The sequence below is a fragment of the Acetobacter sp. AC2005 genome (assembly GCF_037901235.1).
Classification (GTDB): Bacteria; Pseudomonadota; Alphaproteobacteria; order Acetobacterales; family Acetobacteraceae; genus Acetobacter; species Acetobacter oryzoeni.
Map to the genome: position 1 here is coordinate 1,751,175 of NZ_CP149625.1, position 11,642 is coordinate 1,762,816.

Annotated in this window: 9 protein-coding genes; 2 read left to right on the plus strand and 7 right to left on the minus strand. The window is 51.7% G+C overall.

Features of this window, described 5'->3' with window-relative positions; all coding sequences use genetic code 11:
• Positions 1–188 precede the first annotated feature (188 nt).
• Positions 189–521 carry a hypothetical protein gene (locus QQM41_RS08465; RefSeq protein WP_339076850.1) on the minus strand — a complete coding sequence of 111 codons (333 nt, stop codon included), beginning with the start codon at positions 519–521 and terminating at the stop codon, positions 189–191.
• Between the two features lie 353 nt (positions 522–874).
• Between QQM41_RS08465 and proP the strand changes: the two genes are divergently transcribed.
• Entirely contained in the window at positions 875–2,335 is a 1,461-nt protein-coding gene (gene proP, locus QQM41_RS08470) for a glycine betaine/L-proline transporter ProP (RefSeq protein ID WP_050818458.1), read from the plus strand.
• 70 nt (positions 2,336–2,405) lie between these two features.
• On the opposite strand, the gene QQM41_RS08475 is transcribed toward proP, so the two are convergent.
• The 4 genes from QQM41_RS08475 to QQM41_RS08490 form a co-directional block, all read right to left on the minus strand.
• Positions 2,406–3,152, minus strand: coding sequence for a 1-acyl-sn-glycerol-3-phosphate acyltransferase (locus tag QQM41_RS08475; RefSeq protein WP_339076851.1), 747 nt, complete (start codon positions 3,150–3,152; stop codon positions 2,406–2,408).
• A gap of 95 nt (positions 3,153–3,247) precedes the next feature.
• Entirely contained in the window at positions 3,248–3,868 is a 621-nt protein-coding gene (locus tag QQM41_RS08480; RefSeq protein WP_339076853.1) for an SCO family protein, read from the minus strand.
• 4 nt (positions 3,869–3,872) lie between these two features.
• Positions 3,873–6,674, minus strand: a complete 2,802-nt coding sequence (gene polA, locus QQM41_RS08485) for a DNA polymerase I (RefSeq protein ID WP_339076854.1) — start codon at positions 6,672–6,674, stop codon at positions 3,873–3,875.
• A 188-nt stretch (positions 6,675–6,862) separates the two neighbouring features.
• The gene (locus QQM41_RS08490) at positions 6,863–7,963 is read right to left on the minus strand and encodes a branched-chain amino acid aminotransferase (RefSeq protein ID WP_050818455.1); all 1,101 of its coding nucleotides are present in this window, start codon (positions 7,961–7,963) and stop codon (positions 6,863–6,865) included.
• Between the two features lie 280 nt (positions 7,964–8,243).
• On the opposite strand from QQM41_RS08490, the gene QQM41_RS08495 reads away from it, so the two are divergent.
• Positions 8,244–9,707 carry a protein adenylyltransferase SelO family protein gene (locus QQM41_RS08495; protein ID WP_339076855.1) on the plus strand — a complete coding sequence of 488 codons (1,464 nt, stop codon included), beginning with the start codon at positions 8,244–8,246 and terminating at the stop codon, positions 9,705–9,707.
• Between the two features lie 20 nt (positions 9,708–9,727).
• On the opposite strand, the gene QQM41_RS08500 is transcribed toward QQM41_RS08495, so the two are convergent.
• A complete protein-coding gene (locus QQM41_RS08500) occupies positions 9,728–10,540 on the minus strand; it encodes an ABC transporter ATP-binding protein (RefSeq protein WP_339076856.1) in 813 nt (270 codons plus the stop codon).
• Entirely contained in the window at positions 10,537–11,604 is a 1,068-nt protein-coding gene (locus QQM41_RS08505; RefSeq protein ID WP_339076857.1) for an iron ABC transporter permease, read from the minus strand. The genes QQM41_RS08500 and QQM41_RS08505 overlap by 4 nt, the downstream gene beginning before the upstream one ends.
• Positions 11,605–11,642: the final 38 nt, after the last annotated feature.

The following is an 11,642-nucleotide window of genomic DNA, read 5'->3' on the forward strand; positions in this document are numbered from 1 at the left end:
TTCAGGGAAATGGCGATGGTGCCCCAAAGAATATTGGGGCACGGATTGGATGGTTTGTAGCTATCTGGACGTTGAGTACCGCAGTGTTTTTTGCCGGGGCCTCGTTATTACACCTGATGATTCCCAAATAGGTAAGTTTGAAACTCCCCTGCTTTGCGAGAAGCAGGGGAATACCTTAAAAATGTATTTTATTTTGAGATAGCAGTATTCTCTTTTGGTTGTTTTGCTGAATTATCCTTGTTGTTTTTTGAAACAGTGTCAGCATTTTCTAATTGGCTGCGTGGTGTGCTTTTAAAGGGCGGGATTTTTTGTCCTGGTAAGTAATAAGGCCCTTGGTAATTTTGATCGAGTTGAGCATTGTTAAGCCTGTCAATCATATTATCGCCCGTTCCATCAGAATAAATGGAAGATTGCGGCGTGGGGCCTGCCCTGTGCGGTTTAGAAGTGCTCTGTGCAAAAGTTGGCGATGCCAAGCATCCTAAAACCATTCCTGTATATATGATCTGTTTTATGCGTGACATGAGGAATTTCTCTTTGCTGAGTATAGGCGAAGGAGAATGAATAGGCCTATCAAAACAGAAGCCTCTTTATAACTGTTTATGGATATGCGGCGTTCCTCAGTGAACGCAAAGAATTTTTCATTTACGGAGAATGCAACATTCATGCTGGTATTTCGTTTCTAAGGCATGACTTTGTTTTGCATTCAATGGGCATACTAAAGTTGTTTAAAGTATTATTTTTTAATGTGTAAATTACTTTACAAAACAAAACATCATAAAATAGTATAATTTAGAAAAATATTGAATAAATTTCTGCACAATGATAATATTTTAGATGCACATTACGTATGAAATAAGAGGTGAGGGAATATTTTATGAAGGATTCTGGAGCGGCGCACGCGCATTTTGGTTGGTTTAAGCGCCGTAAACAGATGAAGCCGCAGGACATTACTGTTGTTGATGCCCAGATGTTAAACAAAGCAGTGGGCGCAGCCGCTTTGGGTAATGCCATGGAGTGGTTCGACTTTGGTGTCTATGGTTATATTGCCGTTACGCTGGGGCAGGTCTTTTTTCCATCGGATGATGCTGCCACTCGTCTGATTGCAACTTTTGCTACGTTTACTGTTGCATTTCTGGTCAGGCCTCTTGGCGGTATGGTTTTTGGGCCGCTGGGGGATCGGTACGGGCGGCAGAAAGTGCTGGCCTTTACCATGATCGCAATGGCAATCGGCACGTTCTCTATCGGCCTGATTCCATCTTATGCTCAAATTGGTTTATGGGCTCCGTTGCTCTTGCTGCTGGCGCGTTTGGTGCAGGGGTTTTCAACCGGTGGGGAATATGCCGGTGCGGCCACTTTTATTGCAGAATATTCTACCGATAAAAATCGCGGGCTTATGGGTAGTTGGCTGGAGTTTGGCACTCTGGCTGGGTATGTGGCAGGCGCAGGCATTGTAACCGCCTTGCAAATTGGCCTGAGCCATACGGCCATGTTGCAGTGGGGGTGGCGTATTCCCTTTTTAATTGCCGGCCCACTGGGGTTGCTGGGGGTATATATGCGCTCCCGGTTGGAAGAAACGCCAGCTTTTCAAGCGTATGCAGAACAGGCCGCGCAGCGGGATGATGAAAAACCGGGCTGGGGTGAACTGCTACGTGTGCATTGGCGTCAGTTGCTCAAATGCATGGGCCTTGTGCTGGTATTTAACGTAACCGACTATATGTTGCTGACGTACATTCCCAGCTATCTGACGGTTGCTTTAGGCTATGCTGAAAGCAAAGGGCTTTTGCTGATTATCATCGTCATGCTGATGATGATGCCATTGAATGTAATGGGTGGGTATTTAAGCGATAAACTGGGGCGTCGCCCCATGATTATCGGGGCCTGTATTGCTCTTCTGGTGCTGTCTATTCCTTCAGTACTGCTGTTGCAGAGTGGGAATGATTGGCTGATTTTTGCGGGCCTTATGCTTCTTGGTCTTGCGCTTGTCTGCTTTACCAGCAGCATGCCATCCACTTTGCCGGCGCTTTTTTATACACCTATCAGATATACGGCGCTTTCTATGGCGTTTAACGTATCTGTTTCCATGTTTGGTGGCACAACACCGTTGGTAACAGCATGGCTGGTGGGGCATACAGGTAACCTGCTTATGCCAGCTTATTACCTTATGTTTGCAGGTGTTGTTGGTATTGTGACAATGCTGACGGTGAAGGAAACAGCTTGCATGCCTTTGCGAGGGTCACCACCGGCTGTGGGGAGCGAGGCTGAAGTTAAAAAGATACTTCAGGGGGATCACCCTATCACGGTAGATTCTACGTTGCCGCCTATTCCTCAGGAATAAAGTGAAGCGGAATAGTGTTTCTATGATGCAGGCTCAGCATGAAACCACTCATGCTGAGCCTGTTTTGCATTCAGGCCAAATGGTCTTTCAACCAGCTTTCAACAGCTTCAAGCAAAGCGCGCCCGCTTGCTTCATCTCTGGCGGGGGCAGGAAAGTGCGGGCCAGTTTGTATTTGATAGCGCATAGGGAGGGGAGGCTGCTTCAAAAAAGGCCATCCTTGAGAAAGATAAGGTGAGTCCGTTTTGATCAGGAGCGTTTGCACGGGCAGGCGTGTGCGCTGTGCAATAGCAGCAAAACCCGGCTGCATGGGGCTGGGTTCTGTTCCTGCGCGGGAACGTGTGCCTTCGGGAAACAGGAGTAACTGATTACCTTCTTTCAGGCGTTCAGAAGCAGGTCCGATCAGCCGCAAAAGGCTATCGTGCCGAATATAACCCGCAGTGCGTAATGTGCTGCCTAAGGTTGGACGCTCCCAAATAGAGGCCTTGGTAACGCAAACCAGATGCGGCAGGGCAGAGGCTAGAATAAGGCTGTCCAACCGTGAGGGGTGGTTAGCAACCAGTATAATATTCGGAACGTTTTTAAGGGTGTTAAGCTCTGCCAGGTCACATTCCAAAATACCGGCTGCTTCAAGGTAACGCACTGCAAGCCGAGCCATAAAACAAAGCCATGCCTGCCCTATTTTACGGCGTTTTGGCCCTTCCGGCAGTGCGTGACGTAGCAGAAAAGAGCCTGCGTCCAATGCCAGAAAAATAATACCAATAACGGCAAGTGATGCATAAAACCGTAAGCTGGTACCAAGTTTTGAAAACAACGACATGAGAATACAGTACAGCTCTGGCAGAAATAAAAAACATGCAGAACATACATTACGCCATCACGTATAAAGCATGGCGTCATGTATTTTAATGTAGATTATTCGCCGTTCTGAGGTTGCATGATGCGGCGCAGGTCTTCCGCCATATGGGCACTATCTGCACGGGCGTCAATCATCCCCTTGTAACGCACCTCCGGCCCCATAACGACAAACTGTGGGGACATCCGCATGGTATATGTCCATTCGGGGTCAGGCACTTTTTCAATAGGAGCATGATATTCCTTTGCCAGATCAGCCAAGGCAAAGGGAGCCGCCGTGCCGCTTACAACCCGTGGGCCAATACTTTCACCATATTGGCGGAGGCGTTCGGCATCATCCCTGTCTGGGTCGAGGCTTACAAAAATGATAACGGCGTTGTGCCTGCCACCTTCTACCTGATCCAATGCGGCAGACATATTGCGCAGGGCAGGGGCGCAGGCATCTTCTGCACAATGTGTGGCGCCAAACAAAACAAGCATCCAACGGTTACGGAAGGTCTGGTCCGTCATGGTGCCTGTTGTGGAATCCATAAGGCGGAAGGAACCCCCAACCTCGTTGCCATAGGTGTTTAGCTGCACACCGTGTTTTAAGGCCAGATGAGTGGCCGTGTAACCTCCGGCGGCCGCCAGAGCCAGCACACCAAAGGTCATGAGGGCTATACGTTTTCCAGCCGGTGTCATGGTTTTAATGTGCCTCCGCCCAATTCTGGCCTATTCCGGTTTCTACCACCAACGGTACAGCAAGATCTGCTGCTGCTTCCATAACGTTTTTAATAATTGCTGCTACTGCTTCGGCTTCTGATTCATCTGTTTCAAACAACAGTTCATCGTGCACCTGCAAAAGCATGCGTGTTTCGCCAAAGCCTGCTTTTTGCAGGGCCAATGGCAAATGCACCATGGCGCGTTTTATAATGTCTGCAGCGCCACCCTGTAAGGGGGCATTAATAGCTTGTCGCTCGGCATATTGGCGTCTGGCAGCACTTTTTTCATGAATGCCCGGCACATAGCAGCGCCGGCCAAAAGGCGTGAGAACATAGCCATGAGTGCGCGCTTCTTCGCGCATGCGTTCCATATAATCACGGATACCGGGGTAACGGGCAAAATAGGCATCTATATAAGTACGTGCTTCGCCCGCAGGAATGCCAAGCTGTTTGCCGAGCCCAAAAGCTGAAATGCCATAAATAATACCAAAGTTAATGGCTTTGGCGCGCCGTCGTGTTAGGGCATCCATACCCTCAAGCGGGATATTGAACACTTCCGATGCGGTGCGGGCATGAATATCTTGCCCAAGCTGAAAAGCCTCACGCAACGCGGGAATATTGGCAACATCAGCCAATAACCGCAGTTCGATTTGCGAATAGTCAGCAGAAATCAGCTTCTTGCCTGGGGGCGCAATAAAGGCCTGCCGGATACGTGTGCCTTCTTCTGTGCGTACTGGAATATTTTGCAGGTTGGGGTCTGTAGAAGATAGGCGCCCGGTGGAGGTGATCGCCATCTGGAAAGATGTATGCACGCGGTCATTCCGGCCGGCTTGGCGTAACAGCGCATCCGTATAAGTGGATTTTAGCTTGGCAAGCTGTCGCCATGCCAGAATGCGCGCTGGCAGATCATGCCCTTGGTCGGCCAGATCCTGCAGGACAGAGGAATCCGTGCTCCATGCTCCAGCCTTGCCGCGTTTGCCGCCTTTCAGGCCCATTTCGTCAAACAGGATTTCCCCAAGTTGTTTGGGAGAACCAATATTGAACTGCCGACCGGCGGCTTCGTAAATATCGTTTTCCATGCCCTGCATACGGGCTTCAAAGTCTTTGGAAAGTCGATCAAGCTCCGCGCGATCTACTGCAATGCCTGCTTTTTCCATGTCAGCCAGAATGGCCGAAAGCGGGCGTTCAATCTGCTCATACAGCGCCAAGGCCTTATTGGTGCGCAGCGTGGGGTGCAGAACATGCCACAGGCGCAAGGTTACATCGGCATCTTCAGCCGCATATTTGGTAGCTGTCTCAACAGGCACTTGTGCAAAAGGCAGGCGGTTGCGGCCAGTGCCTGTCACACTGTCATACGTGATGGGGGTATGATTGAGGTGCAGGGCAGAAAGCTCATCCATGCCTTGCCCATGCAACCCAGCAGACTGGCTGTAAGAGATCAGCATTGTGTCATCTACAGCAGTAATGCTGGAAAGAGGGATGCCCGCATGATCCAGAATGAGCAGATCAAACTTGGCATTATGGAAAATCTTTAAAACGGCCTCATCCTGTAAAAGAGGAGCCAAGAGTTTAAGGGCTGCATCAACCGCCAGCTGTTCGCCTGTTGGGGCTTCCAGAGTGCCTTCATGTTTTAAGGGCACATAGCAGGCTTTGCCCGGAGCCGTTGCAATAGAAAACCCGACAATATTGGCCGCAAGCGGGTCTAGCCCATCTGTTTCTGTATCTACAGCACAGATACCGGCTTCCTGCGCTGCGCTCACCCATTTTTGCAGGGCTTCTGCTGTGCGCACGGTTTCATAATCATGATACGGGGCAGAAAGCACAGATGCATCGGGGGCTGATGCATCATCAGAGGGTGTGGTGGCTCCAGCAACAGAGGCCGCGGCGACTTTTCTGGCAGCACGATGAGCGTGGGCGCCAGAAGGGTGGCCAAGCCCCATACGGCTAAGAATGGAGCGAAAGCCCATGCGGTCCAGCCAGTCTGCCAAAACCAGCATGTCTGGCTCACGCGTGCCAAGCTCTTCTACCGGTACGGGCAGGGGGACATCTGTGGCAAGTGTGACGAGCTGGAGAGAAACCCGTGCGGCTTCAGCATGTTCGATCAGCATGTCACGCCGCTTGGACTTTTTCATCTCCGGTGCAGCGTTCAAAACAGCTTCCAACGTGCCGTATTCCTGCACAAGGGCTGCTGCTGTTTTGGGGCCAATACCGGGCACGCCGGGCACGTTATCTGTGGGGTCTCCCATCAGGGCCTGAACATCCACCACTTTTGTGGGGGGCACACCAAATTTGGTTTCTACTTCAGCGGGGCCAACTGGTGTCTGTTTGATAGGGTCCAGCATGCAAACGCCGTCTCCCACCAGTTGCATCAGATCCTTGTCGGATGAAACGATGGTGCATGTGCCACCCTGCGCCCGAATGGCCGTTGCATAGGATGCAATTAGATCATCTGCCTCCCAGCCGGGGAGTTCGATGCCCGGCACATTGAAGGCCTGCGTGGCTTCCCGGATGAGACTGAACTGAGGGCGCAGATCCTCAGGCGGTTCGGGCCGGTGCGCTTTATATTGCGGGTAGATTTCTGAACGGAATGTCTGGCGGCTGGCATCAAACAGCACAGCCAGATGGGTGCCTACATGGTCTTTAAGCAAACGGGCCAGCATGGTGGTAAAGCCGTAAACAGCATTTACTGGTACACCTTCCGGGCTGGTCATGGGGGGGAGGGCATGAAAGGCGCGGAAAATAAAACCGCTGCCATCTACCAGAACCAGATGGGGTGTTTCTGTCATACTGATGCAAACCGTGTAAGCGGAAGGGAAGGCAGAAAGAAAGCCATAGGGTTTGGATATGCCCCTTGGGTTTTGATGTCCAGCATTGGGCATCTGGCTTTCTGCAAGATGTTGAGGTTCGTAATAGGCAAATACCCCGGCCTAAGCCGGGGTATAAGGGATATGTTTACAGGAAGGATACCTGCAACTTAGCCAATTTTTTTAACCCAGCCATGCGGATCTGCTGCACGGCCAAACTGGATATCGCACAAAGCCTTGCGCAGGCTGCTGGTGACTTCACCAGTCTGGCCGTTACCGATGGTGCAGCCGCCTTCTGTGCTTTTGAATGTGCCAATAGGTGTCACAACCGCAGCGGTGCCGCAGGCAAACACCTCTTTCAGCTTGCCGGAATCAGCATCACCATAAAGCTGATCAATAGCGTAGCGTTCTTCCTTTACCTTCAGGCCACGATCACGCGCCAAAGTAAGCAGGGAATCGCGCGTAATGCCGTGCAGGATGGTGCCGCTATCCAGCGGAGGGGTTTGCAGGGTGCCGTCTTCAAACACCATCATCACATTCATGCCGCCCATTTCTTCCAGCCAGCGGCGTTCCTGCGCATCAAGGAACAGAACCTGATGGCAGCCGTGTTCCTTGCCTTCCATCTGGGCTGTCAGGCTGGCAGCGTAGTTGCCACCACATTTGGCAGTACCCGTTCCCCCGCGGGAAGCACGCACTGTGCGTTCTTCCACCCATACGGAAACCGGGCCAGCATCCTTGGAGAAATATTCACCAGCGGCACAGGCAATCACGATAAACTTGAATTCAGATGCCGGTTTTACGCCAAGGGCAGCTTCCGTCGCAATCATGAATGGGCGGATATACAGCGTGCCAACTTCGGGCTTGGGCACCCAGTCCTTATCCAGCTTCACAAGCTGTGTAACGGCATCCAGAAACAGGTCTTCAGGCACCTGTGCCATAGCCATGCGTTCGGCCGAATGGCGAAAGCGGCGGGCATTTGCATCCGGGCGGAAAAGCTGCACGCTACCATCCGGGGTGCGATAGGCCTTCATGCCTTCAAAAATTTCCTGCGCGTAGTGCAGTACGGATGCAGCAGGATCCAGCATCAGTGGCTGGCGGGGCAGGATTTCAGCAGAATGCCAGCCCTTACCTTCCGTATAGGTGACAACAGCCATGTGGTCGGTAAAAACGCGGCCAAAACCCGGATTGGCCAGCATGGCTTCCCGCTCTGCCGCGGGGGTGATGTCTGTTTTGCGGGTAATCTTGAAGGCGGTGTCAGATTCGGTGGTCATGGGTTCTGCTGTCTCCACGGCGCTGGGGTCTGAACCAGATAGTCTGGCGGCTCCGTTGCCTCGGTTCTTTTTTTGCTTTCAGACGTTCTTATATCTAGGTCTGAGTTGGCAGGCGTGATGGGGCTTTTCCTATCATGTTCAGGCTTTATGTGCCAGAGAGCCAGACAGGCATGCCCCGTGGGGCGGGTTTGCATCTGGCGGAATGGGTGCTGTTTTCAGCAACACAGGCCGTTATTGAGCCACTTGGGCGCTTTCCGTCTTTATTCCGGAGAAATGAGTTATGGCACCACTTCCTTTCCGACAAAGCTATGCAGCATTGCCAGAGCGGTTTTATGCCAATGCTCCTCTTTCTCCTGCGCCAGCTCCTAAGCTGATCCGGCTGAACCATGCTTTAGCAGATCAGCTTGGGCTGGATGCAGAATGGCTGGCCAGCCCGGAGGGCGTAGCCATGTTATCTGGTAGCGCCATGCCAGAAGGGGTGGAGCCACTCTCTACAGCGTATGCAGGTCACCAGTTTGGCAGCTTTAATCCGCATTTGGGGGATGGCCGAGCCCTATTGCTGGGGGATGTGCGGGATGCCCAAGGCCATGTGTGGGAAGTGCAGCTTAAAGGTTCTGGCCCCACGCCGTTTTCGCGCAGGGGAGATGGCCGCGCTGTGTTGGGGCCTGTGCTGCGTGAATATGTGGTGAGCGAGGCCATGCACGCCTTGGGTATTCCCACAACCCGTGCATTGGCTGCCGTAAAAACGGGCATGACTGTTTTACGTGAAACCATGTTGCCCGGGGCTGTTCTGGCGCGTGTGGCATCCAGCCATATCCGGGTTGGCACATTTCAGTATTTTGCATCACGGCAGGATCTAGCAGGGTTACGGCTTTTGGCAGACTTTGCCATTGCCCGCCATTACCCACATTTAGCACGAGCTCCAGCACCGTATCTGGCGTTTCTTCAGCAGGTTATTGAGGCCCAAGCCAAGCTTATTGCCCAGTGGATGCTGGTTGGCTTTATTCATGGTGTGATGAATACGGATAATATGGCCGTATCGGGGGAAACCATAGATTATGGCCCATGTGCCTTTATGGATCAGTATGACCCGAATACCGTGTTCAGCTTTATTGATGAACGCGGGCGTTATGCCTTCACCAATCAGCCGACAATCGCCCTGTGGAATCTTACGCGCCTGGCGGAAGCCTTGCTGCCGCTGCTTTCTGAAGATGAAGAAGAAAGTGTTGCTTTGGCAGGGCAGGCGCTTGAGCAGTTTGGAGGGTTATTTCATGGCGCATATTTTGCGGGATTGCGTGCAAAGCTTGGTTTGAAAACACAGCAAGCAGGGGATGAAGCATTCTTTCACGCCTTGTTTGCTCAAATGCAGGAACATCAGGCAGACTTTACCAATACATTCCGCAGTTTGAGTGATGAGCGCGTCATAACAGGTGAGCATGTGCCCAATATATTGGAAGGCATGCAGCCGTGGCTCACCCAATGGCGGCAGCGCTTAATGCAGGAAGCGGAGGAAGCTCCAGCTATACGGGCGGAAAACATGCGCCGCGTAAACCCATGTTATATCCCGCGTAATCATCTGATAGAGGCCATGATAAGTGCTGCCGTGAATAATGATGACTACACGTTGTTTGAGGAAATGCTGCAGCTTACAGCTTCACCCTATACAGAACAGGCAGATATGGCGCGGTATGCACAACCTCCGCAGCCTGAAGAGCGGGTAAGATACACGTTTTGCGGGACGTAATAAGGGTAAAGAGTAGTCTCTTATATACAGTCGGTAATCACGATAAATCGGTGGTTATCGGCTGTCGTTTCAATGCGTGCCTCTACGCGGTACACGGTGCGGAGCAGTGCTGGAGTTAAAACCTCCGCCGGAGGGCCAGAGGCAATAATTTGGCCTTGATGCAGCACACATACCAGATCGCACAAGTTTAATGCGATGTTCAGGTCATGCAGTACCATCAACGTGACAAGGTTATTTGCGCGGGTGATCTGCGTGAGCAGTTTTGTAACGGCATACTGATAATGCAGATCCAGAGCACTAAGTGGCTCATCCAGCAACAGGGCGTGCGGTTGGCGGCCAAGTGCCTGTGCCAGACCAATAAGCTGGCGTTGGCCTCCAGAAAGTTCGTTCAATTTGCGCAACGCTAAATGGGCAATGTTAAATTGCTTCAGAAGATCCAATGAAGCTTGAATATCTGCCTCATGCGGAGCATCCGCAAAACTTAGTCCTTGTCTGCCAAGCGTAACACGTTTTGCAGCCAGCATGGCTTCCAGCGCAGTAATGTTGACGGGCGCGGGAAGTGCTTGCGGAAGATATAGGCAGTGTTGGGAGCGTTCAGGCAAGCGCAGGCTGCCAAGTTGAAGACCATCTAGTGTGATACAACCCTTAGCTGGCAAGAGGCCGCTCATGGCACGCAGTAAGGTAGATTTGCCGCTACCATTTGGCCCGAGCAGGGCGCAGATACGCCCATGTGGAAAGCAAGGTGTTGTCAGATCATCCAGCGCCGTATGACGTCCGTAATGGACGGTAAGATTTTGCGCTATCAGGCCTGAAAAAGGTTTATCTGCCATCATACCATTGGCCGCTGTTTAAGAATGATGGCCAGAAAGAATGGAATGCCCACCAGTGACGTAATAATGCCAAGAGGCACAACAATGCCCGGCACTAGAATGCGTGCGACCAAAGAAGAAACAGATAGAATAAGTGCGCCAGTCAGTAAGCTGCCAGGCAGGCTGAAGTGGTGATCTTCTCCCACCAACCGGCGTGCGATGTGTGGGGCTACTAACCCTATAAATCCGATAACACCTACAAACGCTACGGAAAGAGCGCATAAAAAACTGATACGTAAGAGGGCCGCCCGACGCAACCGAGGGACATCCACCCCAAGGCTGGCTGCGCGTTCTTCCCCCATTCTTAAAAGGGTTAGCTCACCAGCAGAGCGTAGAGAAAGCGGAAAGATAAGAGCCAGACTTCCAGACAATAAAGCCAGAGTGGCCCATGTGGCACGGCTTAGGCTACCAAGCGTCCAGAATACCAGATCTTGCAGCGTATCTTCACTGGCAACAAATTGCATGAGAGCAACAAGCGCCTGAAACGAAAAAACAAGCGCAACACCACACAGAATAACCGTGCTGGTATCCGCCTGCCGGAGGCGTGTCAGTATATCCAATGCAAAAACAGAGGATACGGAAAACACAAAGGCACATCCTGCTACCAGCCAGTTATCGGGCACGCCAGCAATGTGCCATTGCAAAACAATAGCCAAAGAAGCCCCAAAAGCTCCGGCGGCAGAAACGCCCAATGTAAACGGGCTGGCTAATGGATTGGCTAGAACTGTCTGCATTTCTGCGCCAGCCAGGCCAAGAGCGCCCCCTATACAGGCAGCCATTAGGGCATAAGGCATACGAATCTGCCACACAATAATGGCAGTTTGCTGCGGCACAGAAGCTGAATGGAACAGTGTCTGCAAAAACAGCCGAGGGGAGAGATGAGCGGGCCCAATCAGAAAATTGGCACCAAGTGAGAGTACAACGCCAACGGCCAGACAACCAAGGATAAACAGCCGTTTGTAGATGCTGGCCCGATATGTAGTTTGCACAGCAACAATATCTGGCAGCGTATCCTTGTAGTCCGACATGGTATCCTGAGCTTGACGGTATGCAGTGGAAAAGGCTT

Coding starts and splice junctions, on each gene's coding strand:
- QQM41_RS08465 (WP_339076850.1), bottom strand. CDS start 521: ATGTCACGCATAAAACAGATCATATATACAGGAATGGTTTTAGGATGC.
- proP (WP_050818458.1), top strand. CDS start 875: ATGAAGGATTCTGGAGCGGCGCACGCGCATTTTGGTTGGTTTAAGCGC.
- QQM41_RS08505 (WP_339076857.1), bottom strand. CDS start 11,604: ATGTCGGACTACAAGGATACGCTGCCAGATATTGTTGCTGTGCAAACT.
- QQM41_RS08495 (WP_339076855.1), top strand. CDS start 8,244: ATGGCACCACTTCCTTTCCGACAAAGCTATGCAGCATTGCCAGAGCGG.
- polA (WP_339076854.1), bottom strand. CDS start 6,674: ATGACAGAAACACCCCATCTGGTTCTGGTAGATGGCAGCGGTTTTATT.
- QQM41_RS08475 (WP_339076851.1), bottom strand. CDS start 3,152: ATGTCGTTGTTTTCAAAACTTGGTACCAGCTTACGGTTTTATGCATCA.
- QQM41_RS08480 (WP_339076853.1), bottom strand. CDS start 3,868: ATGACACCGGCTGGAAAACGTATAGCCCTCATGACCTTTGGTGTGCTG.
- QQM41_RS08500 (WP_339076856.1), bottom strand. CDS start 10,540: ATGATGGCAGATAAACCTTTTTCAGGCCTGATAGCGCAAAATCTTACC.
- QQM41_RS08490 (WP_050818455.1), bottom strand. CDS start 7,963: ATGACCACCGAATCTGACACCGCCTTCAAGATTACCCGCAAAACAGAC.